Raw genomic sequence first — 24,782 nt, forward strand, 5'->3', positions numbered from 1 at the left:
TTTGTTTTGCATAAGCGTCGCGTAACGGAGTCCAAGGCATGAAGTCGCGGGATACACTTGTCCGCCTGAAACGCTTTCAAGCGGAAGAAAAGCGCCGGCGCGTCGTGCAGCTCAACACGATGATTGCGGAATTCACGCGCATGTCGAACGATCTCGACCGCGAGATTACGCATGAGGAGCAGCGCGCCAATATTTCCGACCCCAACCATTTCGCCTACCCCACCTATGCCCGCGCCGCTCGCGCGCGGCGCGACAACATCGTGGCGTCGCTCAACGAATTGCGCGGCCAGCTCGAAGAGGCGGAGACCCAGTTCAAGGAAGCGAGCGAGGAGCTCGCCAAGGCGCAGCATCAGGAAGCGCGCGATCGCGGCGCCGAGCGCATGATCGAGGTCGTGGCGGAACGCCGCCAGGCCGAGATGCCGCACGCTTTCCGGCGGGGAGTTTAGTCCCGGCGACAACCCGCCATTGCGGAGCCGACGACGCAACCCAGAGCCCCGCCGCGGCGCTGGATTGCTTCGCTCCGCTCGCCATGACGGCGAACCCGAATCGCCGAAGGCGGCTTAAAACAGCCGCCAATGCAAATTTCCTCCCGGCGCGCGGAGCCAAAGCCCGAAGCGCCTATGCGGAGCCGCCTGCGGGCGCGCGCCCGCGAGAAGCTGGCGCGCGATTTCGTCGACGGGCCAGGCGAAGCGGCGCAGCAGGATGAGGGCGCCGGGCCGCGCGGCCGAAACAAACGCCATCTCGAAGCGCGCGAGGTCGCCGATCCAGGCTGGCTCCCCGCGAAAGGCGAGCAGCCGCGTCAGCGCCGCCGCGTCGCCGCGATGGCGCTCCGCCGAGGGCGGCCCGTCGATCGCCTCAAAAAGCAGCCGGTCGAAATCTTCGCCCAGCGCCCTCGTCGTGAGCGGCAGAACCTTGCGCGCGTCGAGCGCGCGCTTGCCGAGAAGGCTGCGCGCGAATTGCTCGACCTCGCGCCGATCGAGCGCGGCGAGCGTCTCCGCCTCTTCCTCGGACAGGCCGAAGCCTCGCGCGGCGCCTCGCGGGTCCTCGAAGAAGACGCGCCGCAGCTTCGCGTCGGTGAAGAGGCGCGCGAGCAGCGCCTGCGTCCGCATCAAGCCCATCGACCGCATTCCTGAAGCGTCGCGCGGGCGCGAGCGACCTCATTGAGCAGTTCCTCGAACGGCGGCAGGCGCTCGTCGCGCTCCAGGATGACGCCCTTCGCCGGCGCCCGCGCGACGACGCGGTCATAGAGCGCCCAGACCGCGTCGCTCGTCGCCGCGTCATGGCTGTCGATCAGCGCGCCGTCGCGCCATCGCCCGCCCGCATAGTGAATTTGCACGAGTTGATCCCAAGGCCAGCGCTGGAAGGTCGCGTCGATGTCGACGCCGTGATTGACGGCGTTGGCATGGAGATTGGCGACGTCGCAGAGCCAGAAGCAGCCGGTGGCGTCGAGCGCGCGCGCGAGAAATTCCGGCTCGTCCATCTCCGCGCCGGGCGCGCGCACGACCGTCGTGATGTTTTCGAGCAGGAGCGGCGCCCTGATGCGCCTCTTTACCGTCTCGACATTGCGCGCGACGGCGTCGATCGCCTCCTGAGTATAGGGCAGAGCGGCGAGATGGCCGATATTGACGCCGCCCGCGCGCGTGAAGCAGAGATGCTCGCTCCACCAGGGCGGATCGACGCGCTCGATCAGCGCGGCGAATTTGTCGAGATAGGCGCCGTCGATCCCTTCGGCCGAGCCGAGCGAGAGATCGAGCCCATGCGCGACGATCGGGAAATGCGCGCGCAGCAGATCGAGCTCGCGCAGCTTCTCAGGCGGCGCGTCGAAATAGTGATCGGCGACGATCTCCAGGAAATCCACGCGGGATCGATTGGCGAAGAGATCGGCGCGAAAAGGCGGCCGATAGCCCAGCCCCGAGCCGAGCGCGGGGAGCTCAATCTCCACCGCCGCAGCCGCCACAACCGCCGCCGCCATCGCCGCTGCCGCAGGAGCCGCCGCAGCTCGAGCCGCAACCGCCCCCGCCATCGCCCGAGGCGCGCTTGAAATGCTCGGCGAAGGCCGCGTCGGCCGTGCCCTTGAGCACGGAGAAACCGTAAAGCCCGATGAGAAAGAGCGACGCGCCTTCGAAGGCCTTTGTCGGCGCCGGCGCGCCAAGCTCGAGAAGCGCCTCGTCGAGACGCGGCTTATAAGCGAGCTTCATCGCCTCGAGATAGGCTTGCCCGCGACGACTCGCATGGCTGCGCGTCGCGGCATAGCAGAGCACGAAGAGGGCCAGCACCGCGGCGATGCACAGGAAGATCAGATAGGAGACATTCGTGTGGCCGGTGGTGAGCGCGACATAAATTTTCGCGCCGGCGAAACCGACGAGCAACAGCGCGCCGACGACCTGCACGCGCGTCCGCCACGCCTTCACCGAGTCGGGCTTCACCAGATTCTCGGCGGCGAGCCTTGCGCGCACCGGCTCGAGCTGCGCCAGCAACTCCCGCCGCTGCGCGCGATCGGCGAAAAGCTGGTGCGCCTTGGGCTTCGCCCGGATCGACTCCAGCACGCGGCGCTCCATGGCGTCGAGCGCGCCGGGCTCGGGACGTTTCTTGGTCGGCGCGATTCTGTCGTCCGGACCGAGCGCCGCATAGCCGCGCTGCACGAGATCGTAGCAGATCATGCGGATGACCTGGTTCACGCCGCCCTGCAGAAACGCGATCGCGACAGGGTCCGGATTCTGCGGCACGGGCGGCGGCGGCGCGCCGCCGGTCCGATCCGCGAAGCGGATGAGCAGCCAGCCCGCGACGAGCACGACGATCGCGAGCGCCCCGAAGACGTTGAGAAATTCCGGCCCCGGCAGATTGAGGAAGGGAAGCTTCTCCACGGCGCCTGCTCCCTTATTCCCTGAGGTCGTCGACGAGCCGGCGCGCCTGCAGCGTCGCCACGGCGAGCACGCCCATGCCCAAGGCCTGATGCGCCAGCGCGAGCAGAATATGCGGCGCGCCGGCGTAAGGCGGCTCGACGAGGAGCAGCGTCGCAACGCCCAGCGCGATCTGCCCGACCACATGCCCGAAGAGAATGATCGCGCCGCTGCGCGCCCTGCCGCCCGCATTCATCAGCGCGTCGACGAGATGCAGCGCCGCGGCCGCAAAGATCGCATAGGCGATCATGCGGTGGAAGAATTGCGCGGTGACGGGCGTGTCGACGATGTTCGACCACCATGGCTCCTTCGGGAACAGCACGTCCGCCGAGGGAATGAAGGCGCCGCCGATCAGAGGCCAGGTGTTCTCGACGAGCCCGGCGCGCAGGCCGGCGACGACGCCGCCCATGAAGAGCTGCACGAAGACGAGCGCGAGAATGGCGAGCCCGGCGGCGCGCAGTCGCCCGATATGGTCGTGCGCGCTCGATTCCCTGCGCGGTCCCAGGCCGCCCGCCACCCAGAGGCAGGAGGAGAAGATGAAGGCGGCGATGATGAGATGGATGGCGAGCCGCTCCTGCGCCACCTCTGTGCGATGGACGAGGCCGGAGGAGACCATCCACCAGCCGACGCCGCCCTGCAGCGCGCCCAGCGCGAGAATTCCGACGAGCTTCGGCTTCACCGAGGATGGCAGCCGCTTCGTCGCCCAGAACCAGACGAGGGGAACGGCGAAGACGACGCCGATCAGGCGCCCGAGCAATCGATGCGCCCATTCCCAGGCGTAGATGAACTTGAATCCGGCGAGGTCCATATCCGGAAACAATTCCCTGTATTGGGGGATCTGCTTGTAATCTTCGAAAGCCTGCGCCCATTCCTTCTCGGAGAGCGGCGGGATCGCGCCGGTGACGGGCTTCCATTCGACGATGGAGAGGCCGGATTCGGTGAGCCGCGTGGCGCCGCCGACGATCACCATCAGAAAGACCAGCGCCACGACGGCCCAGAGCCAGTTGCGCACGGCGACGGCGTTCCGCTCCGTCGCGTGATGCCGTACCTCGGGCACGGGATGGGGAAAGAGAAGCCAATCTTCCATTGCGCTCGCCTGAAGGATTTCCCGACCGCGGCAGTTAAGGGATGGCCGCCACGCTTGTCCACACCCCTTCGATTTTGAACAATGCATCGGACGAACAGCATCGCCGTCATGGCCGGGACAAACCCGGCCATGACGGCGTTGGCGGCTTTCGGGATGTGCGCATGCGGTAGCCGTGAGCGGGCGATTTGCTCGCGTCCGGCATGCACGCGATCGACCTGCGATTTTGGACTGAAAGGATTCCGCCCCGCGATGTAAGAATGACGCCGCTGGTTGAGTCGGGGATCGAAGGTGGCCGCGAGAGGCGCGATATCGAGGGAAGAGATCGCCACGCTGCGCACGATTGGAGAGGTCGCGGAGCATCTCGACCTGCCGCAGCATGTGCTGCGCTTCTGGGAGACCCGCTTCAAGGAGATCGATCCGGTCAAGCGCGCGGGCGGGCGCCGTTTCTACCGGCCCCGCGACATCGAGCTCGTGGAGGCGATCCGCCACCTGCTCTACCGCGAGGGTTATACGATCAAGGGGGTGCAGCGCATCCTCAAGGAGCAGGGCGTCGACGGCGTCATCGCCGATGTGCGCCGGCGCCAGAGCGGCGAATCGCCGCCGCGCGCGCCGTCCGCGCCCGCCGCCCCCGCGCCGGATACGGCCCGAGTCGAACCCGAAATTCCGGATTTCGCGCCCGAGCCGCCAAAGCAGGCGTCGCTCGACCTGCCCGAGCCGCCGCCGGCCGCGCCCCCGGTCGAGCCGCCGCCCTCCCCCGAGCCCACGATTGAAATCCCTCAGCCGCCGCCGATCGCGCCCCCCGCCCCGGTCTTCAACGCGCCCGTCGTCGTCACGCGGCGGCTGGATCAGGAGCAGGCGCAGCTCCTGCGCGAGGTTCTGACGGAAATCGAGGAATGCAAAAGACTCCTCAACCTCACGCGCCGCTGACCCGTTGCCAGAGGCCCCTCGCCTCTCTATAAGGACGGCCAGTCGGAGTGTAGCGCAGCCCGGTTAGCGCACTTGTCTGGGGGACAAGGGGTCGTGGGTTCGAATCCCGCCACTCCGACCATGTTTACAGGCAGTAACTTGGCCTTTATCGTTTGATTGGCCGCCTTTGAAAATCCAGTCGCGCCAAGGGAAAGATTTTATATTCTCCCGAAATCGGCAAAAAAGTTAACGGCCTTGTCGACCCTTCGGCTCAAGCATAGCTTCTTTCGATAGGAGACGAACGAGCCATGACCGGCGACCACGATCCTGAAATCGAGCGCATCGTGAAAGATGCGTTGAGCGACGATTTCGAGGATATAAAAATCGTGGATATTTGCGCCACGTCGGAGGTCGATTCCGATGGGAATGAATTCTTGCGCATCGATGTCGTCTTCGAGGGAGCCGAAATAGACGTGAATGCGAGCAAGCTGTCGGGCGCTGTTCGGCATGTTCGGCCTAAATTGCGCGAGATGGGAAGAGACGCCTTTCCCTTATTCTCATTTATTTCAAACAAAGACAGAGATACAAGGCTTGGATGCGCTTGATCTTATCGCCACTGCAAGAGATTTGGCTGAAGCCAACGGCGCTCGGAAGCCACGTCAATCAAATCTCTTACGCGCGGAAAGCACGGCCTATTATGCGTTATTCCATACTCTCGCTCGCTGCTGCGCAGACTTGTTGATTGGCGGATCAAATTCGCTTCGCAGCGAGCCGGCTTGGACCCAAGTATATCGGGCTCTCGACCACGGATATGCAAAACAGGCTTGCGAGAATAACAAAATATCTACATTCCAAATTGAGATACAAGACTTCGCGAACACATTCGTCACGATGCAGACAAAAAGGCATAAGGCTGATTATGACCCAGACTACAAAATATATAAATCTGAGGTAGTTCTGGACATAGCCATTACAGAGCAAGCCATAGTTAAATTTAAAACCGCCAAAATGAAGGATAAGCGCGCATTTGCCGCCTATGTGCTGCTAAAACAGCGGCGAGTCTGATTCCGATATCGAAAGGCCACCTTTTCACGACGCTCCGACATCCATTTACCGAACGCCCCATGAAACGCGCCCCGGCGCGTCACGCGCGGGGCGCTTTCATTCTACGAAGATAGCGCTGGGTGAGCGGCTATTTCTTGTGCTTCCGCACCATCATCTCGATCGCGGTGACGGATTCCGACACGTTGAGCCAGTTCTCGGCCATCTCGTCGTTCTTGAACTCGCGGCCCAGATTGATGGGCTCGTCATGGCCCGGCAAATGAAGGAAGCAGGCCCATTTCCCATTGGGCAATTGCTCGACCGTAACCTTCTCCTCAGCCATTTCCTTCTCCCTTACGTTCTTGGCGCTTTTGTCGGAAAGATGCACGAAGAAGCGCGCGCCTGCGCGCGCGAGCAATAAGCTTGCCGCAAGGGCGCGCCGTTCGAACGGATGCAAGGCGATGGCGCGCCTTCAGGCGTTCCTCTATGCGCGGCCGGCGCGTGATTTCGACCTGATCCGCGCCATGATGGCGAGGGCGCCGAGGATGAGCAGTCCCTGCCTCATGGCGCTCGAAGCCTCGGCGCCGACCAGGCCATGGATCAGCAGCGCGGCTCCGATCAGTTCGCCGAGCATTGCGGACTCTCCATCGTTATTCGGCGGGTTTCGCCGGCTCCGCGCCGGACGGCTGCATCAGCGCGAAAAGCAGACCGAGCAGCGCGCCCAGGGGTCCCATCACCAATCCCGCGACGAGGGCGATTTTCAGGTCCTTGTCCGGCCCCAGGCCGGCAAGGGCGTCGTATGAAGCGGCCCCGAGCCCCGCGCCGTCGAGATAGCCGACAATGAGGGCGGTCAGCGCGGAGATAAGCTTGGGCATCCGGCGCCTCCTTGATTTGAGGCAAGATGGCTGAGGCGAGCATTCGCTCGTCCGGTGACAGCCGGATGACAGCCTTGCGCGGCAAGGCGCCGCGCCCGAGCCGTCGAAATTCGCCGCTTCGGCGCGCGCCGCCCGCCGCCCTATCTCATGCGTCGTTCCCTTCGAAGGCGGCGCAAGCGATGCAACCCAACCTCCCTCCACGCCAGCGAACCCCTGAAGACGACCCGCCCCCCGGCGCGCCGGGAACGGGCGAGGACGTCTGTCCGGAATGCCATGGGAGCGGAAAGAAGACCGATCCCGCGACCGGCGCGCGGATCGACGCGCCCTGCCCGCGCTGCGATGGCGCCGGCCGCATTATCGAGGGAATCGGCGGCGGTTGAGTAAATTGTCGCAATCGCGAAGACGGCTTGATCGCCAAATTTTCGGTTCGCCTTTGCCTCGGCGTAGAACCGGCGCTTTCCTCGGGCGATCGACAATCAACGCGTCCGGAGAGCGACATGCCGAAACGCCCGTTCCTTCGCCTGATCCACGTCGCGGCCGCGCTTGTTTCGGCAAGCGCGAACGCAGCGCCCCTCTTCGCCCCGGCCCTGCCGGCGAGCAGGCAGATCGAGCTCGCGCGCGGCTTTCGCGCCGGCCCCGTCATCGGCTATCGCGGCGCCTATGCCGGCGCATGGCGACGTCCCTACGCCTGGCCGCCGGGCGGCGCGATCGCGGCGGGCGCGGCTGTCGGCGTCATGACCGCGGACGACGCCATCGGCTATGCGACGGTCGCCGCGCCGGCCGACGGGCTGTGCTGGTATTATACGGACGAAAACGCATCCCAGGGCTTTTGGGACGTTTGCCAATAAGCGCCCCACTGCCTCAGCGCGCCTTTTCAGCCTCTTTCAGCGCTTCGCTGATCGGCTTGCCGCCGACGAAGAGATTTTCGACCGCCCAGCCGCCGTCGAGGATGCGCACGACGACGAAGGCGTCTCGCTCGCGCGTATTCTCGCCATAGATGGCCTCGGCCGCCGGCGCCTTCGCTTCTTCCATGAAATAGCGGTCGAAGGGCAGGCTCAGTTCCTGGCCCGGATAGCCGCTTTCGACATTGAGCGTCAGGTAAGGCGATCCTTGCGGAGGCGACAGGGCCGCCTCGCCGAAACGCGCGAAGCCGTCCTCGCCGACGACGATCGGCGCATAGACCTTGCCTCTGAAGCCGGACGGGAAGTCCTTCGGCAGCTTGGGGAGACCCTCGCGGAAATTCAGCGCGACATATTTGCCGCGAAAGGCGTCGTAGGGATCGACCGGCGCGGTCTGGATCTTGAAAGGCTGGCCCTGGGCGAGCGTGCGCTCCTGCCGCCAGATCATGCTCGCCGGCGCCGCCAACTGGATGAGGCAGATCAGGGCGAAAGCCGCGAATATCCACGCCCGCTTCATTGCGCCGCTCCGCGTTTGCGCAGCATCATGAGGTTGGCGAGCAGGAAGCCAGCGCCGATGACGATGAAGGCGACGCCGCGCGCGACGAAGCCGATGTCGGCGTCGAAGAAGCGGCAGAGGATGAGCGCCGAGAGGATCGTCATGCCCGCGTTCATGGCGCCCAATCCGTGCGAGCGCACGCCGGCCGACAGCACGCCGACGCCGAGGCCCAGGACGTAGAGATTCATCAGCGCGACCGCCGCCCACGGGGACGTCTTCGCCAGAATGAGGCCGATCGCCGTCACGACCGGCAGCGCGCCAAGCAGCGCCGGCGCAACGGCGCCCCGGCGCAAGGCGTCCGCCAGAAGCAGGAGACCCGCGACGAGCCACGCGGCCACGATCGCGAGACCGGCGGCGCCTGGACCGGTGGTTTCATGCACCTTCCAAAGGTCCTCGAAAGTGAGCGCCAGCGCCAGCGCAACGGCGCCGAGCGCGCCCACGGTCTGAAGCGGGCGCTGCCCCGCCGACGCCGCGTCGCCCCACCATTTCGCGCCGGCGAGAAACAGCGTCGTCCAAAAGGCGCTGTGCCAGACCTGCCATGCGTAGCCCAGCGAAAATCTTTCGATGGACAGAAAGAAGCCGATGGGCAGCGTCAACGCCAGCACCCAGCCGAAGAGCGCAACCTTCGAGCGGTAGCGGCCCTCTCTCATTTGCAGCAGCCACCAGGGCGCCGCCAGGGCCAGCAGTCCCCAATAGCCGAGCGACCGGAAAGCCCCGCCATGGTCATGCCAGAAGGCGGCGTAAGAGAGGCCCGCCCAGCTCGTGATCCCGATGAGATAAAGGATGGCGGGGAGGGTCGCCTCCATCACATAGGCGACGGGCAGCCCGAGCAGCGCCCAGCTCAGCAGGAAATCCTCCAAGCTGCCGCCGAGATGATAGGTCTGGGCGACGAGCGCGATCGAGCTTCCGATGGCGAGCGTGTGAAAAGCGCCGGCTCCCTCCCGCCACGCCGCGCTGTCAGGTCTGCGCGCGAGGGTCCAGCCGGAAAGAGCCTGTCCGATCAGCAGCGGCGCGAAGGACAGCGCCGTTCGCGTCGCGCGGGCGAGGTCGTCCCAATTATGTGCGAGCAGCAGGATGATTCCGCCGCCGATCAGCGCCGCGCCCAAAACGCCGAAGAGCACGACGGCGCGGCTCTTGCCGCTCTGCGCGACGTCCCCATAACGAAGCCGCAGCCTTGCGGCGGCCTCGGCGTCGAGCGTTCCGTCCCGCACGAGATCGGGCAACTGGCCATAAAGCCAGGCCACATATTTGCGATCCTGCATGCGGCGCTCGGGGTTGACGCGCGCGCCGCCTTTCCCGGCGAAGCGCTGATATGCGCATTCAAATGGAATTCCGCACAGGGCGCAACATGATCGCGCCGCCCCGTCCGGCCGCCCTCAGAGGCGCGTCGATTCGTCGATGTCGCCGGGATTGAAGGGCCTCTCGAACTCCGCGCCGATGCCGCCCTCGAAATGGCGGACGACGACGGCGGGCGTGGTGCCGATGATCACCTTGGAGCCGAGATGGGGACGCGTCTCCGTCTCGATGCCGACGCCCGAAAGCGAGATGTCCTTGATCTTGGCGATGATCTCCTGCCCGTCGGGAAGACGCAGCAGCGTGCGCTGCATGAGCGGCACGATACGCTCGTGGCGGCGGTCCTCCGTCAGGCTGAAGGCGTGGCGGTTCGCGAACCAGGTCAGTTGATCCGCGAGCTTGTCGCGCTTCATCGGCGGCAGGTTCATGGACAGCGCGAAGCCGACGTCGGTCTGACGCATGGCGACGCCCGCGAAGCGGCCGATCTCGTCGAGATAGACGACGACCTTTTCGCCGATCTGCGCCTTGACGGGCGCGAACAACGTCATGTCGCCCGGCGACATTTCAACCGTCTGGCACGGATATTCGCGCCGCGACTCGAGCATGTATCGCCCAAAAAGGGTGACGGGGACCCGCTGAAACCGCCGGTTCTCCCGCGAGTCATAGAGATAATTGAGTTGGGGATGAATTGCGGCCATGTCTGCGCGTGCTTCCGCATTGAGTTTCCAGACAATACCGCCGGCCGAATTAAAGATTGCTTACGCTTGGAACGGAAAAGATTGTCTCCATCAGAGTTTATCTCCATCGTAGACAATGAGGCGCGGCCGCCGGCCCGTCATGTTCGGCGCCTGAAAAGGCGGGGAAATCGGGGAGCTTGCGCGCGGCGCCGCGTCGATGATCCGCATGGAAATCATTTCGAGCGGACCCGCCTGAAGCTGACCGAGCCATTCCGGCTGATAAACGGGCGACAGAGCGCCGAGCACGCGCGAATGGGTCTTTCCGAAATGCCGCAGGGGGAGAAGCAACAGCTCCAACTCCAGCGCGGCGTAGCCTGCGGCATGGGTCTTGACGCCGGCGACGACCGGCGTCACGCCGTCCACGACCGCGAGCAGCGCCGCGGCGACGCCGCGACGATCCTCCGGGCGCCAGACGTCGACGAAGGGCTGGCCCTTCTTCTCGCTCAGCCAAAGCGCGTCGATGCGCGTCCCGCAGAGACGCAACGGGAAACGGCGATCCGCATCGATTTCGACGATGAACGTGTCCGCCAATAGGTGGCGGATGGCGACGGGATCGATATCCGCCCGGTCGGGCGCCGACCGCGCGCCTTTCAATTCGCTCCAATAAGCGAACAAATCCTTGCTGATCTGCTGTCTCATCGCTCCGCCCGCCGCTCACGCGGCTTCCTGCCCCGGATTGAAACGGCGACACCCTCGCCGCGCCCGCACCGGCGGCAAACTGCAGCGCGTATGCCATCGGTTAACGGAATTAACCTTTTTTCAATGCATTCCTTGCCGGGACCGGAGCGCTGTGGCACCTTTCGATCATGCCGGGACGTTGATCGGGAGATGCTCCGCTCTCGAGGAAACCCAGGGCAACCACCGAAAGAAAAAGAAATTTTCTCATAAAGTCGGTTTTTCCAAGCAAAGGGAAAGAGACAAGAGGGGGGACGTTCGCTCCGGCGTTCCCCCTCCCCTGTCCGCTCCCCGCCGCGGCCGTCCGCCCGCGGCCCGGCGGCCCCAATCGCCCAGGAATGAATGATTTGTTGTCCCTCATCGGGACACAAGGCCGTGAGCGTTGATTGGGACGAGCCAAAAAGGGGACGCCGTGGACGCCGACAGGGAACGAATGATCAATTTGCCGGGGGTGGTGACCGCTCTCCTCGGCGTCATGCTGGCGATCGAATTTTTCGCCGCCGTCGCGCCCAAGGGGCTCGTCCATGCGGTCTATGACGCCTTCGCCTTCGTTCCGCTGCGGCTGAGCTTCGCGCTCGCGCCCCAGACCGTGCTTTCCTCTCTTGCGGATGCGGACGCGCTCGGCCCCGACGCGCAGCGGCAGATCGTGACCATGCTGAATGGCGGGCGCACGGTCTATCTCACGCCGCTCACTTACGCCTTCCTTCACGGCGGCTGGACGCATCTCGTCGTCAACGGGCTGACGCTCGCGGCCTTCGGCGCGCCGGTGGCGCGACGACTCGAGCCCGCGCGCTTTCTCGCCTTCTTCGCGGCTTGCGCCATAGCGGGCGCCGCCGCGCATTACGCCTTTCATCCGCTCGACGCGGCTCCGGTCGTCGGCGCCTCCGCCGCGATCTCCGGAACCATGGCCGGCATCGTGCGTTTTGCTTTCACCCCCGGCGCGCGGCTGGGAGAGAACGGCGCAATGGACGGGAGAGAAGCGCGAACCGCCCCTCTCTCGCAAATCGGCGAGAATCGTCAGGCGATGCTTTTTCTGATCGTCTGGTTCGGCGCCAATTTCCTCCTCGGCGCCTTTCCGGCGACGGCCGGCTCATCGGAGCCCGTCGCCTGGGAGGCGCATATAGGCGGCTTTTTGTTCGGTCTGCTTACCTTCGGCGCCTTCGAACCGTCGGCGCGGCGCGTATGAGGGCGTTTCCGCAAGCGTTGCGAGACTCTTGCGAGAGATATGCGCTCCGGACGTGAAATCCGCCGCCGGCCAGCCGCACGCCGCAAGCGCGAGAAAGAAGCGCGCGCGGGGCTTTTGGGTTGGGGGTCGCCGAGGAGCAAGCCATGACCGTTGCAACGATCCTTTCTGAAAAAGGCCGTCACGTCGTTACGTCGCCGCCCAACGTTTCGCTGCGCGAGATCGCGCAGGAGCTGATTCGCCATGGCATCGGCGCGCTTGTCATCGTCGATGGCGACGGCGAGGTCGTCGGCCTCATCTCCGAGCGCGATCTGGTGGCGGCGATCGCCGCTTTCGGACCGCAAGCGCTCGAGTCGCCCGTCGCCGAGCATATGCAGTGCAGTCCGGTCACGGCGCATGAGAACGACACGGTCGACTCCACCATGCAGACCATGACGCTCGAGCGGCGCCGGCATCTTCCCGTGCTGCGCGAAGGCCGCCTGGCGGGACTGGTCTCGATCGGCGACATCGTGAAATACCGCATTCGCGTGATCGAGGAGGAGCATCGCTCCATGCGCGAATATATCGCGCAGGCGTGACGCCGGCTCCGTTTGATTCATTCGCGCGCCGCGTCATTGCGAGCGAAGCGAAGCAATCCAGAGGCCGCGCCGCCGCTCCGGATTGCTTCGCCTTCGGCTCGCAGTGACGGTTGATGCGGCGTCGCCGCCATTGCGAGGAGCGAAGACGCAATCCGGCGCCGCGCGCTCTATGCGGTGGCGCCCGGGATCGGGATATGCGCGAAGATGTTGGGCAGCGCGCGCTTGGCGGCCGAGCGCCCGACATTGATCAATTGATCCGCCTTGTGGAAGTCGAACATGCCGATATCCTCCATCCGCGCCGTGATGGTGGCGTCCGGCGGATCGCCCGCGAGGCGCGAGCGCAGGATGCGGTCCTGAATGATGTTGAAAGCGTCGATCATCGCCGTCGCGACATTGGGCGCGTCGCCCGGCTGGCGGTCGAAGTAGCGCGGCAGGATGCGATCGACGAAGGAGATATCCGGCTTGTCGCCGAAAGGCCCCGCCTCGGCGGCCTTCTTCTGCGCGGCCGGATCGTCGCGGATGACGCGCGCGCGATACATGGTGTCCGCCGTGACGTTGACGGCGATCACGAATTCCGCCCCGAGCGCGCGGCAGACCGTGACCGGCACAGGATTGACGAGCGCGCCGTCGAAGAGCCAGCGGTCGCCGACGCGCACCGGCTCGAAAATGCCGGGCAGCGCATAGGAGGCGCGGATGGCCTGGGCGAGCACGCCGCGCTGCAGCCAGACTTCATGCCCGGTCCCCACCTCCGTCGCGACGGCGGCGAAGGGTATCGGCAGTTCCTCGATCTTGAAGCCGTCGAGCTCCTGCTCCAGCGCCGATTTCAGCCGCTCGCCGGTGATCAGGCTCGCCCCGGAGAAGGAAAGATCCATCAGCGTGAAGACGCGCCGCCGCGTGAGCGAGCGGGCGAAGGCCTCGATCTGGTCGAGCCGGCCGGCGGCGTAGCAGCCTCCCACGACCGCGCCGATCGACGTGCCGGCGACGATGTCGGGCTGAATCCCCTGCTCCGCCAGTTCGCGCAGCACGCCGATATGGGACCAGCCGCGCGCCGCGCCCGCGCCGAGCGCGAGGCCGATCAGGGGCTGCCCGCGCCGCCGCGGGGGCGCGCCCTCGGCGTCGTCATCGACGACCACGGGCGACGTGGAGCCGGGATTTGCTTCCGAAACGCTCATCAAGTCTCGCGACTCGGGGACGGAAGGGTCATTGCGTCGTAGCAGCGATAACATCACATTATTCCTGCTCAGTCGTCTCACTACCCAAGATTTTGATTTTTTATATGGGAGCGAGGCTGCACTCGGAAAATGTCCAGAAGGTTAACCTTAGGTCGCGCCCTCCGCGTCTCCAGCGACTTCCGTTTGATCCGTTCGCCGGGCAGGCGGCGAAGCCCACGCGCAATCCAGAGCGTCGGACGGCCCCTGGATTGCGTCGCTTCGCTCGCAATGACGGAACGCGCGAATGAACCGGCGCCGGGCGGGAGTCGTCATTCCGCGCCGCAGCGCCGAAAAAAAGCCCGGCTCGGGGCCGGGCGCGGGAGGCTGGGAGGAAAAGAGGATCAAATTACCTTTGGCGAGAGCTCTCACGCCGCCTTGCGCAGGCTCTTCGGCTCCATTTCGAGCTGCCACAAAGCCAGAACCGCTTCGGCGATCGCCGCGACCGACGACACGGCCTTGCGGTTGAGCGCCTCGCGGGGAAACTCGACCCCGAATTCCCGCTCGACGGCGACAAGCAGGCGGATCGCGTCGAAGGAGGTCAGGCCGAGCCGGTAAAGGTCAGCGTCGGGCGTCAGCCGTCCGGCCGGGATCGCGAGCCTGGTTTCCTGCTCGATCAGGCGTTGGATGGTGGCGAACATCTTGGCTCTCCCTGCCGTCTTTGAATTCGATGGTGGGAGAGTAGCCAGCCGCGCAAGAGATTTCCGTGCGGGGCCGCACGCTGTGGAACCCGCCAGCCTCCTCGCTCGAATTGCCGGCCCTTTCGCGCGCGTTTTTCGCGGTCATTGCGAGCGAAGCGAGGCAATCCAGGGCGGCGCCACGGCTCTGGATCGCTTCGGCGGCGGCGCCGCCTCGCAATGACGGCGATACCAAAAAAAGCCCGCCAATTCGAGTGACGGACGCCGCTACTCCGTAAACGCCAGCCGCGGCGCGCCGCCCTCGGTCACGACCTTACGGTAGAAGCAGGATTTGCGGCCCGTATGGCAGGCCTTGCCGTCGCCGCCGGCCTCGACCGCCAGCATCAGCGCGTCCTGATCGCAGTCGACCGACAGCGAGAGCACGCGCTGCACCTGGCCCGATGTGTCGCCCTTGCGCCAGAGCGCGTTGCGCGAGCGCGACCAGTAATGCGCCACGCCCGTCTCGATCGTCTTGTCGAGCGCGAGCTGGTTCATATAGGCGACCATGAGAATCTCGCGCGTCGCGGCCTCGACCGTCACACAGACGATGAGGCCGTTCGCGTCGAAGCGGGGCGTGAACTCCGTCCCCTCCTCCAGATCTCTGGCGCCCGCCATCAGCGCGCGCCGCGCAGCAGCGTGTAGAAATGCGCCTGCTGGCCCGGATCGTCCCTGAAGACGCCCGAGAACTGCACGGTCACGGTGGACGAGCCCTGCTTGAGCACGCCGCGCATGGACATGCACATATGCTCGGCCTCCACCAGCACCGCGACGCCGCGCGGGACGAGATGGCTCTCGATGGCCTCGGCGATCTGCGCCGTCATCGCCTCCTGCGTCTGGAGGCGCTTGGCGAAGACGTCGACGAGGCGGGCGAGCTTGGAGAGGCCCACGACCCCGCCCGTCGGATAATAGGCGATATGCGCCTTGCCGACGAAAGGCACGACATGGTGCTCGCAATGCGAGGTGAAGGGAATATCGCGCACCAGCACGAGGTCGTCATAGCCCTCGACCTCCTCGAAAACGCGGGACAGCGCCTCGTCCGGCGTCTCATTGTAGCCCTTGAAGAACTCCTCATAGGCCTTCACGACGCGGCGCGGCGTCTCGCGCAGGCCCTCGCGGTCGGGATCGTCGCCGGCCCAGCGCAGCAGGGTGCGGACGGCGGCTTCGGCCTCCTCCCGGGAAGGGCGTTCAAGGGCTTTCTGGGCCGGCCCGGAACGGTCGGCGGCGGGAGGGGAATCTAGCACGGCGTCGCTGCGGTCTTCCTCGAAACTGGGGCGAACGGGAAAGGTCTTAACCACGTCATCCATGTGGCGCCTCCTCAACAATCGCGTCGCAAAACCCACGACGCTGTCCCCCATGCGGTCAAGACGCACGGGACCTAACCTCAAATTTCGCCCCTCTGACTTCGAGAAACCGCGAGAATTCGAGACCTCGCCAGAGCCAATGCAAGAAATGCGGCGCCTCGGCGTTGCGCCGGGGCTTGCGCTTTCACGCCGGCCCTCGGCTAGCTATATAGAGGGGAGCGGGAGCGAAGGTAAGCCCCGCGCCAGAGCCTGCGCTGATATGCTCGACAAGGTCTACAACGCCAGAATCCTCGAACTGGCCGGAAACATTCCCCGCCTCGGCCGCCTCGAAAAGCCGGACGCCACGGCCAAGGGCTATTCCAAGCTCTGCGGCTCGACCATCACCGTCGACCTCAATCTGCGCGACGGGAAGGTCACGGACTACGCCCACGAGCTGAAAGCCTGCGCGCTCGGCCAGGCCTCCGCCTCCATCATGGCGCGCAACATCGTCGGCTCGACCCCCGAGGAGCTGCGCGAGGCCCGCGAGGCCCTGCGCAAAATGCTGAAGGAAAACGGCCCGCCGCCTGCCGGAAAATGGGCCGACCTCGCCGTGCTGGAGCCCGTGCGGGATTACAAGGCGCGACACGGCTCGACCATGCTGGCCTTCGACGCCGTGGTGGACGCCGTGGGGAAGGCGGAAAGCTAGGCGCTAGTACGGCGCCGTGGGCGTGCATTCCGGATTGGCGCATCGCGGCTTGTATGCGTAGGGAATCATTGCGGCGACGAATAGCGCGACCCCCAGGACGATGATTGCAAACCGATAGTTCATGACGCCTTCCTCCGACGGCCTGTCTGAGCATCCTGTCCGGCCGTCCTCCCGTCCGTGACAATGTCACGGGCTCGGCGCGCGGATTCGCGTCGGAACATTCATGGAACGGCAAGGCGCCCACCCTGCTCTCCCCGCACAAGGGTGGGGGTCCGCGCCGCGACGAGAATGCCCGAAGCCGGACGCGCGGACCCGGCAAGGAGCCAAAGCATCGCTCAAGAAACAACCGCCCAGCCTATTTGAGGCCACTCAATAAAAATCATATAGCGCCAAGTAAATTGCCCATGCCGCGCCGGCTCAGTGGTCCTTTTGCTTGCGCGCCTCCTCACGCAAGCTCGGCGCGTCAACGAGACGGCTCCCCCTGTTGCCTTGTTGGCGAGAGCGATGGCCGGGCGGCCGAGGCCGTGGCGGCTCGGCCGTCGCTCTCTCATCAGCAGACGGGGCGGCCGCATCGATCAAGGCAAAGGGAGGAAAAAATGGCTGTTAACGTTCATGGCGGCGGCGAGCTCGGGAAGATCCTGCTCTATATCGCCGGCTTCGTCGGTTTCGTGATCGTCGCGCTTACCTGGGTTCCCGAGTGGATTTCGCCCGACAGCGCCAACATCACCGGCAATACGGGCTCGACGGCGCGCATGATTCAGTAAGCGCGCCGTGCGGCGTTCCGGGATCCGATCCGCCCGGGACGCCGTCATTTCCAAGCTTTGTAATTTTGATGACGCAGCCAGTTGCAAAGCCAGATCGATTGTTGCATAAGACCCCCGCGACGGCGGCGCGATACGCGAAACCGAAGCGACGGATGCGGGTGTAGCTCAGGGGTAGAGCACAACCTTGCCAAGGTTGGGGTCGAGGGTTCGAATCCCTTCGCCCGCTCCAAATGAAGCTCCGCGATAACCCTAAAGCGGAGGTCGGGGTTCGATGCTGGTCACGCGCGCCCCCGCGAAGATCAATCTCACGCTTCACATTCTCGGTCGCCGGACGGACGGCTATCACGCGCTCGAAAGCCTCGTCGCGTTCAGCGGCGCCGGCGACGCGCTTTCTCTCGTCCCCGGGCCCGCCCTTTCGCTGGACGTTTCCGGCCCGACGGCGCCGGCGGCGGGCGCGGACGACGACAATCTCGTGCTGCGCGCCGCGCGCCATCTGGCCGAGCGCGTCGAGGGCCTGACGCCCGGCGCCTTCCGCCTCGTGAAGCGCCTGCCCGTGGCGGCGGGAATCGGTGGCGGCTCCTCCGACGCGGCCGCCGCGCTGCGCCTGCTCGCGCAGGCCAACGGCCTCGCGCCCGACGATCCGCGCCTCCACGACGCCGCGCGCGCCACGGGCGCCGATGTGCCGGTCTGCCTCGCCGGCCGGGCCCGCATGATGCGCGGCGCCGGCGAATCGCTCGGGCCGCCGCTGCGCCTGCCGCTGCTGCCGGCGGTGCTGATCAATCCCGGCGAGCCGGTCGAGACGCGCCTCATCTTCCAAAAGCTCGGGCTGCGGCCCGGCGAGAGCGTCGAGAGCGCGGCCCATCCCGAGATCGGCTGCGGCGGCCCGCCGGTCGAGTTCCTCGCGGGGATCGCCAAGGGCCGCAACGATCTCGAGGACGCCGCCTGCCTCCAGGCGCCCGTCATCGTCGACGTTCTGGCGGTGCTGCGCGCGGCGCGCGGCTGCAAGCTCGCCCGCATGTCGGGCTCGGGCGCGACCTGCTTCGCGATCTTCTCGACGCCCGCCGCCGCCGCCAGGGCCGCGCGCGCGATTCGCCTGCAGCGCCCCGAATGGTGGGTGAAGACGGCGGCGCTGCGATGAGCCGAAGGCCGCCGCAAAAGAACCAGTCCGACGAGTCGCGCCGGCGCGACGAGCGCCCGCGCGAATCGCGCGCGCGCGGCCGGAGCGAGGCGCCGAAAGGTCCGTTCCGCGGCCCCTCGAACGACGTCGTGACGCTTTATGGCGCCCATGCGGTGCGGGAGGCGCTGAAAGGCGGCCGCCGCAAGCTGCTGGCGCTATACGCCACCGAGAACGCTTTGCCCCGCATCGCCGATCTGGCCCATGCGGCGGGAATCGCGCCGCGCCTCGTCGACGCGCGCGACCTCGCGCGCCATCTCGGCGAGGAGGCGGTGCATCAGGGCCTGCTGCTCGAGGCGCGGCCGCTGGACGACGCCGATATTGGCGACATCGAATCGAAAAGCGGCGTCGTGCTCGCGCTCGACCAGATCACCGATCCGCACAATGTCGGCGCGATTCTGCGCACGGCCTGCGCCTTCGGCGTCGACGCGCTGATCGTGACCGAGCGTCACAGCCCGGAATTCACCGGCGTGCTGGCCAAGGCGGCGTCCGGCGCGCTGGAGCATGTGACAATCGTCGCGGTCGTCAATCTCGCTCGCGCGCTGGACGAGCTGCGGGAGCGCGGCTACAGCATTGTCGGCCTCGATTCCGAGGGCGCGGAGGCGATCGAGACGATCCCGCTCACGACGCCGCTCGCGCTCGTGCTCGGCGCCGAGGGCAAGGGCCTGCGCCGCCTCACCCGCGAACGCTGCGACCTCGTCGCCAGACTCGACCTTCCCGGCCCGATCAAAAGCCTCAATGTCTCCAACGCCTGCGCCGCAACGCTGGGCGTCGTCCGCCTGCGCCTGCGCGCGGCGCCGAAGGATTGACCTTGCGCGCGCCTTGGACGATTAGTTGAGCGTCTGCGACAGCCGGTTTAGCTCAGCTGGTAGAGCAACTGATTTGTAATCAGTAGGTCGGGGGTTCGAATCCCTCAACCGGCGCCAGCTCAATATGTCTTGTAGACCCGCCGCCCTTCTATCGTCTCGGCTGCGCCCACCAGCCTTCCGTCGGGACCGTTGAAATAGATGACGCCGCCGATCTTGGTGACGCTTCCGATCAGGCGTCCCCTGGCGTCGAAAAACTCCTGCGTGTCGCGCGATTCCGTGGATTTCGGCGCCGCGCTTTCCCCCGCCGGCTCCGCCCTGGACGCTGCAATGCTGGCAAGAAGCAAGGCGGCTGTCAGAATCTCCCTCATGCTTCATTACCTCCCGGTCCGGCGACGGGACAGAGCGTCGCAATCGCTGGGCCAAAATATATCATATTGAATAAATTGCATTTCTCAGCGCATCGCCTTGAGAGGCGCCTTCGAAAGATGCAGCCGTGACAGGATTGGGCGCCCGCGCGCTTTGCAGCGGTCCCGCCGAATTGCCCCATGCGGCCAACGGCTTGCAAATTTCCGCCCGGCGGATGGGAATCAATGCGGCGTTCCTATCTCAGACATTCGCCCCGCTGCGCCCATTCCGCCATTTGCGCGTCGGCGGGCGTAGCGCCGCCGCCAGCGTTGCAGGCCCTGAAGACGTCGCCGCGCGGACCCATCGAGACGCCGGCGGGGAACTGCTCGACCGAGACATAGGATCCGGCGTCCAGCGCGGCTGAAATCTTGGCCTTCGCGGCCTTGATCGCGGGGCTCGACGCCGAAGGCTGCGCCGACGGCAAATGATACCAGCGGCTCGCCGTGGTCAGATTGCATTCGCCCTGCCCCAGGCTCTTCGGACAGACGAGAATCCACGTCTGCATCCCGCCTCTCGCCATGGCGGGACCGCCCGCCGCGGCGAGGAAAACTCCGGCAAGGAAAAGCTTCTTCATGACCCGAGCCCCTCTCGCTTCAACGAATCGTCGAGCCGATGTTAGAAGGAAAATCCCGGCCACAAGATGGAGCTTATGCGCGCAGTCGCGCGAGCGGATCGACCTGCGGCCACGCCGGCTCCGCGACTCAAGGACGCGCGCGGATTTGGCGAATTGAATCCCTCGCGGCCGCGCGCCACCCTCAGCCGCGATGATCAGACCTCCTATCGCCAACGCCGTCGTCTTCTCCGTGCTCTTCGCGGCCATCGCGGGCGCGGCGGTGCTGCTCGTCAGCTAGCGGCGTCTTCGCAGGGTTGCAGTCGCTCCGCCGGGCGCCCATCTTTCAGGGGTAAAACCCGGCACAGGGGGTTGCGATGCGCAAATTCCTTTTTGCTTTCATTATATCCTCCGCCGCTCCGGCTTTCGCCCAGGGAACCGCGCAGGAGCGCTCCGACTGCATGGGAGACGCTGTACGGTTCTGCAGCGCGGACATTCCTTTCGTCTCCGAGATCGAAAGCTGCCTCGACGCGAATTTGTCCCGCCTCAGCCCCGCCTGCCGTCGCGAATTCGCGCCGACGAAGACGACCAGGCTGCAGGAAGAACATTTCTACCGCTGACGGGAATGGATTTGCCGACCTTCGATCCCCTGATCGCCGCGGGCGTGATGCTGTCGACCGCCGCGACCGACGCCGTTTACGTGTTTTTCAACGCGTCGGTGTCGGCGCGGCGGCGCGTGGCGGCGGCGAGCTGGAGCAGCGCCTGGTACATGCTCTCGGCCTTCGCCGTGATCAGCTACACTTCGAACTGGGCCTATGTGATCTTCGCCGCCGCCGGCGCCTGGATCGGCGGCTTTCTCTCCGTCACGGCGCTCGATTACGTGATGCCGCTCAAACGCGACGAGGCGAAGCGTTCCCAGCGGCCCTGAAGCTTCGCTCCGACCCGGCCATGAATGCGCCCGCGCGAGAAGAATTTTCGTCATCGGAGCCTGCCAGCGAGAGACTCCCGGCCCTAGCTAAATCCGCACGGCGGGGCGCCAACGCGCCAGAGCCGGACGACGGCGGTTGCCGAGCTTTGGGGGGCGCTCTATCTTCGGCGAGCTTTTGCCTGCGCCGGCCATCGCCGCGGGAACAGAGCGCGTTCATATCCAGCGCTTCTCAAGAAGGATCTTGAAATGTCCAACAGCCCGGAAACGCCTGCCGGCGACGCCGCCGAACCGCACAAGGAGGCCGAGACTCCGAAGGAGAACGCGTCTGAAGGATCCTGGGTCGCCGCGATCGAGGAAGGCATAGAGGAGATCAAGACGCAGTCGGCGGACGTGCTTTTCGTCGACGTGCTCAAGATCGATCTGCCCTATATCATCATGCTCTCCATGGCGGTGGTCGGCATCGGCCTCGTGACCTTCACGGGGGAGCCGATCGGCTTCTATTGGGAGCTTCTCACCATCATCTATTGCGGGCTGTGCATTTACGTCGGCTGGCGCCATGCGGAAACGCGCCAGGAGCAGATCAAGCTCGTCTGGACGCAGGTGCTGCACTGGGCGGCCTTCCTCGCCGCCATGTGGCTGATCTACACGCCGACCATGCGGGCCCTCATCGACGTGAACGCCACGGGCCTCAATCTCATGGTGCTGCTGGCGCTCGGCACATTCGTCGCGGGCGTCCACGCCGAGGCCTGGCAGATCTGCGTCGTCGGCCTGATCCTCGCGCTTTTCGTGCCGGCGATGGCGATCGTTCAGCGCTCGTCGCTCTTCATCATGGTCGCGTCGCTGGGGATCATCTTCGTCGCGGTCAGCCTGTGGATGACCTTCCACGCGCAGCGGCGCGAGAAACGGCGGGAACCGGCGTAACCGCGTCAACCTTCACTTTTCGAGAAAGCGGCGCCTGCGAGCGCCGCTTCTTTTTTCAGGCCGCCAGGGAGGCGGCCCAATTCAACTCGAATGCGCGGAAAGCGCCGCGCGGATGGCTTCCTCCTTCGATTTTTCGAAGGAGGTGCGCAACACCGTGCCGCCGACGCCTTTCAATCCCTCGAGGACCTTGTCGGTCGTCATCTTGCGCACGAGCACGAACAGCGCCGCGCCGCCCGGCGGAATGACTTCCGTGGCGTCCTTCATGAATTTGTCGTCAATGCCGAAATCGGTGAGCGCGCCCGAGACCGCGCCGGAAGCCGCGCCGAGCGCCGCGCCCGCGAGCGGCATCATGAAGATAAGCCCGATCAGCGCGCCCCAGAACATGCCGGACACGCCGCCGATCGCCGTCGTGTTGAAGAGCTGGTTCAGCTTGACGTGGCCTTCCGCGTCCTTGACCGCGACGACGGCGTCGCCCATCTCGATCAAATATTCCTTCTGCATCTGAAACAGCTTTTGCCTGACTTCCTCGGCCTTCTGCTCCGAGGAGAAGGCGATGACGAGCAGATCGTTCATGAGGGCTCTCCCAATGTCGGCGACGTTCGATCGCGCGCCGCATTTTCCGATCTAGTCGAGACGAATGAAATTACAATGCAAGGGCCGTTCGCCGTGAATTGAGGAGGCGGCGCCGCGGCAAAAGGACGAAGGCTGTCTGCGTCACTTCCGCTGTCATTGCTTCGTCGAGCCAGGAGGCTTGGGGCCAAAGCGGCGAGACAACCGAATCGATTGCTCGCGCGCCCCTCTCCCCGCTTGCGGGGAGAGGGTTGGGGTGAGGGGCAAGGCAGAGGCGCCGATCTCTCGTGAACGCGATGAGTTTGACCGGCGTCGCCAACAGAGTTCGCGGCAATCCCTTGCCCCTCACCCGGCCCTCTCCGCGCTCGCGGGGAGAGGGTGACCGCGCTTACTTCGCCACGTCGTCTTACTCGGTCAGGAGGGCGACGCCGTCCTTGCCGATCAGCGCATGGATGCGCATCAGGATCTGCAGAACCACGCCGAACACGCCAAGCGCCATCCAGCCGAAGAACACGAAGCCCCAATGCAGCGGAGCCACGAACAGCTCTTCCATGAACCAGAAGGTGTGGCCCCACTCATTCAGGCCAACGTTCGGGATGATCATGAACGGGCCAATCGCCACGATCAGGAACGCCAGCGAGTAGCCATGAGCAAAGTACGGAATGCGCGTCTTCGCATAGAAGAAAGCGCCGACCGCGATCACCGAATAGATCGGGTAGCTCATGTAGAACTCGATGATGTGCGACGGCGTGAAGTCCGTGTCACGGATAACCGTCATGTGCCACGTGCCGTCCTGCTCCGTGAAGAACGAAGCGCCCCAGTAAATGGCGATGCCGTAAACCACCAGCCACTGAACCAGGACAACCAGGCGGCGCATCTCCTCGCGCGGCGAAACCGCGTCGACGTTGCGGTCGCGCGTCTTCCACAGATAGCCCGCAAGGCCAAGGCCCGAAACCAGCTCCAGCGGAATCTCGGTCCAAAGGATCGACATCCAGTAGGTCTGGAACTCCGGCGCAAACGAATCCAGGCCGGCGCGCCAGCCATAGATCTGCTCGTAAATGCGCACGATCAGATAAAATACGTTCAGCAGAGCCAGGCCAATCCACATGCCACGCAGATCGACTACGGACTCTACCTCAGCAGCTGCGCCAGCAGCAGCGCTAGGACGGATCGACATTCAGCGTAACCAGAGAATGGCTGCGGCGAGGAAAGCGAAGCCGGCGAAGTGGATGGTTCGACGTTCGTAGCGGGTGGCGAAGCGTCGGAAGTGCTTGAGGCGGTTGAAGCATCGCTCGATGCGATTGCGCTGCTTGTAGGCGATGGCGTCATGCGGGATGATGATCTTGCGGGTGCGATTTGAAGGGATCACGGCTTCGCGCCGATATCGGCGATGATGGCGCGCAAGGCATTGCTGTCATAGGCTTTGTCGGCCAGCACGGCATTGCCTGTCTGTCCTTCGAGCAGGGCGGGAGCCTGGGTGACGTCGCCCACCTGGCCGGCAGTGACGATGAGGCGCAGTGGTCGGCCCAGTGTGTCGGCGAGCATGTGGATTTTGGTGGTCAGTCCCCTCGGGAACGCCCCAGCGCCTGATTCTTGGCCCCCTTTTCCGCTCGCCGCCTGCTGATGTGCGCGGACGATGGTGCTGTCGAGCATCAGATACTTGTTGTCCCGGTCCGCGGTCAGCGCCTCGAACACGCGCTCCCATATCCCCGCATGGCACCAGCGGCTGAAGCGGCGATGCACCGTCTTCCATTTGCCATAGCGATCGGGCAGGTCGCGCCAGTGCGCGCCCGACCGCAGAACCCACAGACATCCGTTCACAAACAATCGGTTATCCGAGCCAGTGCGTCCCGGATCACTCGCCTTGCCCGGCAGCAACGGCGCAATCCGCGCCCATTGTGCCTCGCTCAACTCATATCGCTTAACGCCCATCATTGGCCTCCGCTCAAATCGCGGAACCCTATGAATCAGCACTTACGCCGTTTGGGAATCCTGAATGTCGATCCGTCCTAGGTCCTGTGGACTCTAAGGGATTCCCATTTGGTCGCAAATCAGATTCA

Annotated in this window: 34 protein-coding genes and 3 tRNA genes; 17 read left to right on the forward strand and 20 right to left on the reverse strand. The window is 65.2% G+C overall.

Features of this window, described 5'->3' with window-relative positions:
• Window positions 1-38 precede the first annotated feature (38 nt).
• The gene (locus ACV7JP_RS17170; protein ID WP_457796866.1) at window positions 39-446 is read left to right on the forward strand and encodes a flagellar export protein FliJ; all 408 of its coding nucleotides are present in this window, start codon (window positions 39-41) and stop codon (window positions 444-446) included.
• Window positions 447-560: 114 nt separating this feature from the next.
• On the opposite strand, the gene ACV7JP_RS17175 is transcribed toward ACV7JP_RS17170, so the two are convergent.
• From ACV7JP_RS17175 to ACV7JP_RS17190, 4 genes are read right to left on the reverse strand one after another with little or no spacing between them, the layout of a single operon-like run.
• Complete coding sequence (locus tag ACV7JP_RS17175; RefSeq protein ID WP_457796867.1) at window positions 561-1,118, reverse strand: Os1348 family NHLP clan protein; 558 nt, start codon at window positions 1,116-1,118, stop codon at window positions 561-563.
• Complete coding sequence (locus tag ACV7JP_RS17180) at window positions 1,109-1,972, reverse strand: DUF692 domain-containing protein (protein ID WP_457796868.1); 864 nt, start codon at window positions 1,970-1,972, stop codon at window positions 1,109-1,111. The genes ACV7JP_RS17175 and ACV7JP_RS17180 overlap by 10 nt, the downstream gene beginning before the upstream one ends.
• On the reverse strand, window positions 1,932-2,864 hold the full coding sequence (locus ACV7JP_RS17185; protein ID WP_457796869.1) for a TIGR04222 domain-containing membrane protein: 933 nt from the start codon (window positions 2,862-2,864) through the stop codon (window positions 1,932-1,934). The genes ACV7JP_RS17180 and ACV7JP_RS17185 overlap by 41 nt, the downstream gene beginning before the upstream one ends.
• A gap of 13 nt (window positions 2,865-2,877) precedes the next feature.
• Complete coding sequence (locus ACV7JP_RS17190) at window positions 2,878-3,987, reverse strand: COX15/CtaA family protein (RefSeq protein WP_457796870.1); 1,110 nt, start codon at window positions 3,985-3,987, stop codon at window positions 2,878-2,880.
• Between the two features lie 288 nt (window positions 3,988-4,275).
• Between ACV7JP_RS17190 and ACV7JP_RS17195 the strand changes: the two genes are divergently transcribed.
• The 4 genes from ACV7JP_RS17195 to ACV7JP_RS17210 all read left to right on the forward strand — a co-directional run bounded on the left by ACV7JP_RS17195 (window position 4,276) and on the right by ACV7JP_RS17210 (window position 5,958).
• Window positions 4,276-4,914, forward strand: a complete 639-nt coding sequence (locus ACV7JP_RS17195; RefSeq protein WP_457796871.1) for a MerR family transcriptional regulator — start codon at window positions 4,276-4,278, stop codon at window positions 4,912-4,914.
• A gap of 43 nt (window positions 4,915-4,957) precedes the next feature.
• Window positions 4,958-5,035, forward strand: a tRNA-Pro gene (locus ACV7JP_RS17200).
• 166 nt (window positions 5,036-5,201) lie between these two features.
• Window positions 5,202-5,498, forward strand: a complete 297-nt coding sequence (locus ACV7JP_RS17205; protein ID WP_457796872.1) for a hypothetical protein — start codon at window positions 5,202-5,204, stop codon at window positions 5,496-5,498.
• Complete coding sequence (locus tag ACV7JP_RS17210) at window positions 5,485-5,958, forward strand: hypothetical protein (RefSeq protein WP_457796873.1); 474 nt, start codon at window positions 5,485-5,487, stop codon at window positions 5,956-5,958. Before ACV7JP_RS17205 ends, ACV7JP_RS17210 begins: the two co-directional genes overlap by 14 nt.
• A gap of 127 nt (window positions 5,959-6,085) precedes the next feature.
• Here ACV7JP_RS17210 and ACV7JP_RS17215 read toward each other — a convergent pair whose 3' ends face one another.
• The 3 genes from ACV7JP_RS17215 to ACV7JP_RS17225 form a co-directional block, all read right to left on the reverse strand.
• Window positions 6,086-6,277, reverse strand: coding sequence for a hypothetical protein (locus ACV7JP_RS17215; protein ID WP_457796874.1), 192 nt, complete (start codon window positions 6,275-6,277; stop codon window positions 6,086-6,088).
• A 141-nt stretch (window positions 6,278-6,418) separates the two neighbouring features.
• On the reverse strand, window positions 6,419-6,568 hold the full coding sequence (locus tag ACV7JP_RS17220; protein ID WP_457796875.1) for a hypothetical protein: 150 nt from the start codon (window positions 6,566-6,568) through the stop codon (window positions 6,419-6,421).
• 16 nt (window positions 6,569-6,584) lie between these two features.
• Window positions 6,585-6,809, reverse strand: a complete 225-nt coding sequence (locus ACV7JP_RS17225; RefSeq protein WP_457796876.1) for a hypothetical protein — start codon at window positions 6,807-6,809, stop codon at window positions 6,585-6,587.
• Window positions 6,810-7,306: 497 nt separating this feature from the next.
• On the opposite strand from ACV7JP_RS17225, the gene ACV7JP_RS17230 reads away from it, so the two are divergent.
• Window positions 7,307-7,657 carry a hypothetical protein gene (locus ACV7JP_RS17230; protein ID WP_457796877.1) on the forward strand — a complete coding sequence of 117 codons (351 nt, stop codon included), beginning with the start codon at window positions 7,307-7,309 and terminating at the stop codon, window positions 7,655-7,657.
• Window positions 7,658-7,670: 13 nt separating this feature from the next.
• Here ACV7JP_RS17230 and ACV7JP_RS17235 read toward each other — a convergent pair whose 3' ends face one another.
• The 4 genes from ACV7JP_RS17235 to ACV7JP_RS17250 form a co-directional block, all read right to left on the reverse strand.
• On the reverse strand, window positions 7,671-8,225 hold the full coding sequence (locus tag ACV7JP_RS17235) for a GDYXXLXY domain-containing protein (protein WP_457796878.1): 555 nt from the start codon (window positions 8,223-8,225) through the stop codon (window positions 7,671-7,673).
• Window positions 8,222-9,526, reverse strand: a complete 1,305-nt coding sequence (locus ACV7JP_RS17240; protein ID WP_457796879.1) for a DUF2157 domain-containing protein — start codon at window positions 9,524-9,526, stop codon at window positions 8,222-8,224. The genes ACV7JP_RS17235 and ACV7JP_RS17240 overlap by 4 nt, the downstream gene beginning before the upstream one ends.
• A gap of 114 nt (window positions 9,527-9,640) precedes the next feature.
• Complete coding sequence (locus ACV7JP_RS17245) at window positions 9,641-10,255, reverse strand: PilZ domain-containing protein (RefSeq protein ID WP_457796880.1); 615 nt, start codon at window positions 10,253-10,255, stop codon at window positions 9,641-9,643.
• A 90-nt stretch (window positions 10,256-10,345) separates the two neighbouring features.
• The gene (locus tag ACV7JP_RS17250) at window positions 10,346-10,933 is read right to left on the reverse strand and encodes a PAS domain-containing protein (protein ID WP_457796881.1); all 588 of its coding nucleotides are present in this window, start codon (window positions 10,931-10,933) and stop codon (window positions 10,346-10,348) included.
• A gap of 469 nt (window positions 10,934-11,402) precedes the next feature.
• Between ACV7JP_RS17250 and ACV7JP_RS17255 the strand changes: the two genes are divergently transcribed.
• Window positions 11,403-12,155, forward strand: a complete 753-nt coding sequence (locus ACV7JP_RS17255) for a rhomboid family intramembrane serine protease (protein ID WP_457796882.1) — start codon at window positions 11,403-11,405, stop codon at window positions 12,153-12,155.
• A 143-nt stretch (window positions 12,156-12,298) separates the two neighbouring features.
• Window positions 12,299-12,730 (forward strand): CBS domain-containing protein, encoded by a 432-nt coding sequence (locus ACV7JP_RS17260; RefSeq protein WP_457796883.1) that lies wholly within the window; start codon window positions 12,299-12,301, stop codon window positions 12,728-12,730.
• 167 nt (window positions 12,731-12,897) lie between these two features.
• Here the strand turns inward: ACV7JP_RS17260 and ACV7JP_RS17265 are convergent, their stop codons facing one another.
• From ACV7JP_RS17265 to folE, 4 genes are all read right to left on the reverse strand, one after another.
• Window positions 12,898-13,902, reverse strand: coding sequence for a patatin-like phospholipase family protein (locus ACV7JP_RS17265; RefSeq protein WP_457796884.1), 1,005 nt, complete (start codon window positions 13,900-13,902; stop codon window positions 12,898-12,900).
• A 404-nt stretch (window positions 13,903-14,306) separates the two neighbouring features.
• Window positions 14,307-14,579 carry an acyl carrier protein gene (locus ACV7JP_RS17270; RefSeq protein WP_457796885.1) on the reverse strand — a complete coding sequence of 91 codons (273 nt, stop codon included), beginning with the start codon at window positions 14,577-14,579 and terminating at the stop codon, window positions 14,307-14,309.
• A 264-nt stretch (window positions 14,580-14,843) separates the two neighbouring features.
• Entirely contained in the window at window positions 14,844-15,230 is a 387-nt protein-coding gene (gene hisI, locus ACV7JP_RS17275) for a phosphoribosyl-AMP cyclohydrolase (RefSeq protein WP_457796886.1), read from the reverse strand.
• On the reverse strand, window positions 15,230-15,919 hold the full coding sequence (gene folE, locus ACV7JP_RS17280; RefSeq protein WP_457796887.1) for a GTP cyclohydrolase I FolE: 690 nt from the start codon (window positions 15,917-15,919) through the stop codon (window positions 15,230-15,232). The genes hisI and folE overlap by 1 nt, the downstream gene beginning before the upstream one ends.
• A 256-nt stretch (window positions 15,920-16,175) precedes the next feature.
• Here folE and ACV7JP_RS17285 point away from each other — a divergent pair, with 256 nt between their 5' ends.
• The 6 genes from ACV7JP_RS17285 to ACV7JP_RS17310 all read left to right on the forward strand — a co-directional run bounded on the left by ACV7JP_RS17285 (window position 16,176) and on the right by ACV7JP_RS17310 (window position 19,465).
• A complete protein-coding gene (locus tag ACV7JP_RS17285; protein WP_457796888.1) occupies window positions 16,176-16,601 on the forward strand; it encodes an iron-sulfur cluster assembly scaffold protein in 426 nt (141 codons plus the stop codon).
• Between the two features lie 596 nt (window positions 16,602-17,197).
• The gene (locus ACV7JP_RS17290) at window positions 17,198-17,365 is read left to right on the forward strand and encodes a hypothetical protein (protein ID WP_442753818.1); all 168 of its coding nucleotides are present in this window, start codon (window positions 17,198-17,200) and stop codon (window positions 17,363-17,365) included.
• A gap of 154 nt (window positions 17,366-17,519) precedes the next feature.
• A tRNA-Gly gene (locus tag ACV7JP_RS17295) sits at window positions 17,520-17,594 on the forward strand.
• A gap of 42 nt (window positions 17,595-17,636) precedes the next feature.
• The gene (locus tag ACV7JP_RS17300; protein WP_457796889.1) at window positions 17,637-18,503 is read left to right on the forward strand and encodes a 4-(cytidine 5'-diphospho)-2-C-methyl-D-erythritol kinase; all 867 of its coding nucleotides are present in this window, start codon (window positions 17,637-17,639) and stop codon (window positions 18,501-18,503) included.
• Window positions 18,500-19,348: a 23S rRNA (guanosine(2251)-2'-O)-methyltransferase RlmB gene (rlmB, locus tag ACV7JP_RS17305; protein ID WP_457796890.1), complete on the forward strand. Its 849-nt coding sequence runs from the start codon at window positions 18,500-18,502 to the stop codon at window positions 19,346-19,348. Before ACV7JP_RS17300 ends, rlmB begins: the two co-directional genes overlap by 4 nt.
• 41 nt (window positions 19,349-19,389) lie before the next feature.
• Window positions 19,390-19,465, forward strand: a tRNA-Thr gene (locus tag ACV7JP_RS17310).
• Window positions 19,466-19,467: 2 nt separating this feature from the next.
• Here the strand turns inward: ACV7JP_RS17310 and ACV7JP_RS17315 are convergent.
• Together ACV7JP_RS17315 and ACV7JP_RS17320 are read right to left on the reverse strand one after the other, a co-directional pair.
• Window positions 19,468-19,716 carry a hypothetical protein gene (locus ACV7JP_RS17315; protein WP_457796892.1) on the reverse strand — a complete coding sequence of 83 codons (249 nt, stop codon included), beginning with the start codon at window positions 19,714-19,716 and terminating at the stop codon, window positions 19,468-19,470.
• A 233-nt stretch (window positions 19,717-19,949) separates the two neighbouring features.
• Window positions 19,950-20,327 (reverse strand): hypothetical protein, encoded by a 378-nt coding sequence (locus ACV7JP_RS17320; RefSeq protein ID WP_457796893.1) that lies wholly within the window; start codon window positions 20,325-20,327, stop codon window positions 19,950-19,952.
• 437 nt (window positions 20,328-20,764) lie between these two features.
• Between ACV7JP_RS17320 and ACV7JP_RS17325 the strand changes: the two genes are divergently transcribed.
• The 3 genes from ACV7JP_RS17325 to ACV7JP_RS17335 all read left to right on the forward strand — a co-directional run bounded on the left by ACV7JP_RS17325 (window position 20,765) and on the right by ACV7JP_RS17335 (window position 22,152).
• Window positions 20,765-20,923: a hypothetical protein gene (locus tag ACV7JP_RS17325; protein WP_457796894.1), complete on the forward strand. Its 159-nt coding sequence runs from the start codon at window positions 20,765-20,767 to the stop codon at window positions 20,921-20,923.
• A gap of 5 nt (window positions 20,924-20,928) precedes the next feature.
• Entirely contained in the window at window positions 20,929-21,231 is a 303-nt protein-coding gene (locus ACV7JP_RS17330) for a hypothetical protein (protein WP_457796895.1), read from the forward strand.
• Between the two features lie 246 nt (window positions 21,232-21,477).
• Complete coding sequence (locus tag ACV7JP_RS17335; protein WP_457796896.1) at window positions 21,478-22,152, forward strand: hypothetical protein; 675 nt, start codon at window positions 21,478-21,480, stop codon at window positions 22,150-22,152.
• Window positions 22,153-22,233: 81 nt separating this feature from the next.
• On the opposite strand, the gene ACV7JP_RS17340 is transcribed toward ACV7JP_RS17335, so the two are convergent.
• The 3 genes from ACV7JP_RS17340 to ACV7JP_RS17350 form a co-directional block, all read right to left on the reverse strand.
• The gene (locus ACV7JP_RS17340) at window positions 22,234-22,725 is read right to left on the reverse strand and encodes a DUF1269 domain-containing protein (protein WP_457796897.1); all 492 of its coding nucleotides are present in this window, start codon (window positions 22,723-22,725) and stop codon (window positions 22,234-22,236) included.
• Window positions 22,726-23,128: 403 nt separating this feature from the next.
• Window positions 23,129-23,899 (reverse strand): bacterial ammonia monooxygenase, subunit AmoC, encoded by a 771-nt coding sequence (gene amoC / locus ACV7JP_RS17345; protein ID WP_457796898.1) that lies wholly within the window; start codon window positions 23,897-23,899, stop codon window positions 23,129-23,131.
• Window positions 23,900-24,654 (reverse strand): IS5 family transposase gene (locus tag ACV7JP_RS17350; RefSeq protein ID WP_457799075.1). Its coding sequence is split into 2 segments (ribosomal slippage): window positions 23,900-24,090 and window positions 24,090-24,654, totalling 756 coding nucleotides; the frame shifts between segments, so codons are not numbered across the junction.
• Between the last annotated feature and the right edge of the window lie 128 nt (window positions 24,655-24,782).

The organism is Methylocystis sp. S23 (assembly GCF_054106005.1).

Excerpts from the sequence above, each read along its gene's own strand:
- ACV7JP_RS17170 (WP_457796866.1), top strand. The coding sequence starts at position 39 with ATGAAGTCGCGGGATACACTTGTCCGCCTGAAACGCTTTCAAGCGGAA.
- ACV7JP_RS17175 (WP_457796867.1), bottom strand. The coding sequence starts at position 1,118 with ATGGGCTTGATGCGGACGCAGGCGCTGCTCGCGCGCCTCTTCACCGAC.
- ACV7JP_RS17180 (WP_457796868.1), bottom strand. The coding sequence starts at position 1,972 with ATGGCGGCGGCGGTTGTGGCGGCTGCGGCGGTGGAGATTGAGCTCCCC.
- ACV7JP_RS17190 (WP_457796870.1), bottom strand. The coding sequence starts at position 3,987 with ATGGAAGATTGGCTTCTCTTTCCCCATCCCGTGCCCGAGGTACGGCAT.
- ACV7JP_RS17205 (WP_457796872.1), top strand. The coding sequence starts at position 5,202 with ATGACCGGCGACCACGATCCTGAAATCGAGCGCATCGTGAAAGATGCG.
- ACV7JP_RS17215 (WP_457796874.1), bottom strand. The coding sequence starts at position 6,277 with ATGGCTGAGGAGAAGGTTACGGTCGAGCAATTGCCCAATGGGAAATGG.
- ACV7JP_RS17220 (WP_457796875.1), bottom strand. The coding sequence starts at position 6,568 with ATGCTCGGCGAACTGATCGGAGCCGCGCTGCTGATCCATGGCCTGGTC.
- ACV7JP_RS17225 (WP_457796876.1), bottom strand. The coding sequence starts at position 6,809 with ATGCCCAAGCTTATCTCCGCGCTGACCGCCCTCATTGTCGGCTATCTC.
- ACV7JP_RS17230 (WP_457796877.1), top strand. The coding sequence starts at position 7,307 with ATGCCGAAACGCCCGTTCCTTCGCCTGATCCACGTCGCGGCCGCGCTT.
- ACV7JP_RS17235 (WP_457796878.1), bottom strand. The coding sequence starts at position 8,225 with ATGAAGCGGGCGTGGATATTCGCGGCTTTCGCCCTGATCTGCCTCATC.
- ACV7JP_RS17240 (WP_457796879.1), bottom strand. The coding sequence starts at position 9,526 with ATGCAGGATCGCAAATATGTGGCCTGGCTTTATGGCCAGTTGCCCGAT.
- ACV7JP_RS17245 (WP_457796880.1), bottom strand. The coding sequence starts at position 10,255 with ATGGCCGCAATTCATCCCCAACTCAATTATCTCTATGACTCGCGGGAG.
- ACV7JP_RS17250 (WP_457796881.1), bottom strand. The coding sequence starts at position 10,933 with ATGAGACAGCAGATCAGCAAGGATTTGTTCGCTTATTGGAGCGAATTG.
- ACV7JP_RS17255 (WP_457796882.1), top strand. The coding sequence starts at position 11,403 with ATGATCAATTTGCCGGGGGTGGTGACCGCTCTCCTCGGCGTCATGCTG.
- ACV7JP_RS17260 (WP_457796883.1), top strand. The coding sequence starts at position 12,299 with ATGACCGTTGCAACGATCCTTTCTGAAAAAGGCCGTCACGTCGTTACG.
- ACV7JP_RS17265 (WP_457796884.1), bottom strand. The coding sequence starts at position 13,902 with ATGAGCGTTTCGGAAGCAAATCCCGGCTCCACGTCGCCCGTGGTCGTC.
- ACV7JP_RS17270 (WP_457796885.1), bottom strand. The coding sequence starts at position 14,579 with ATGTTCGCCACCATCCAACGCCTGATCGAGCAGGAAACCAGGCTCGCG.
- hisI (WP_457796886.1), bottom strand. The coding sequence starts at position 15,230 with ATGGCGGGCGCCAGAGATCTGGAGGAGGGGACGGAGTTCACGCCCCGC.
- folE (WP_457796887.1), bottom strand. The coding sequence starts at position 15,919 with ATGGATGACGTGGTTAAGACCTTTCCCGTTCGCCCCAGTTTCGAGGAA.
- ACV7JP_RS17285 (WP_457796888.1), top strand. The coding sequence starts at position 16,176 with ATGCTCGACAAGGTCTACAACGCCAGAATCCTCGAACTGGCCGGAAAC.
- ACV7JP_RS17290 (WP_442753818.1), top strand. The coding sequence starts at position 17,198 with ATGGCTGTTAACGTTCATGGCGGCGGCGAGCTCGGGAAGATCCTGCTC.
- ACV7JP_RS17300 (WP_457796889.1), top strand. The coding sequence starts at position 17,637 with ATGCTGGTCACGCGCGCCCCCGCGAAGATCAATCTCACGCTTCACATT.
- rlmB (WP_457796890.1), top strand. The coding sequence starts at position 18,500 with ATGAGCCGAAGGCCGCCGCAAAAGAACCAGTCCGACGAGTCGCGCCGG.
- ACV7JP_RS17315 (WP_457796892.1), bottom strand. The coding sequence starts at position 19,716 with ATGAGGGAGATTCTGACAGCCGCCTTGCTTCTTGCCAGCATTGCAGCG.
- ACV7JP_RS17320 (WP_457796893.1), bottom strand. The coding sequence starts at position 20,327 with ATGAAGAAGCTTTTCCTTGCCGGAGTTTTCCTCGCCGCGGCGGGCGGT.
- ACV7JP_RS17325 (WP_457796894.1), top strand. The coding sequence starts at position 20,765 with ATGGGAGACGCTGTACGGTTCTGCAGCGCGGACATTCCTTTCGTCTCC.
- ACV7JP_RS17330 (WP_457796895.1), top strand. The coding sequence starts at position 20,929 with ATGGATTTGCCGACCTTCGATCCCCTGATCGCCGCGGGCGTGATGCTG.
- ACV7JP_RS17335 (WP_457796896.1), top strand. The coding sequence starts at position 21,478 with ATGTCCAACAGCCCGGAAACGCCTGCCGGCGACGCCGCCGAACCGCAC.
- ACV7JP_RS17340 (WP_457796897.1), bottom strand. The coding sequence starts at position 22,725 with ATGAACGATCTGCTCGTCATCGCCTTCTCCTCGGAGCAGAAGGCCGAG.
- amoC (WP_457796898.1), bottom strand. The coding sequence starts at position 23,899 with ATGTCGATCCGTCCTAGCGCTGCTGCTGGCGCAGCTGCTGAGGTAGAG.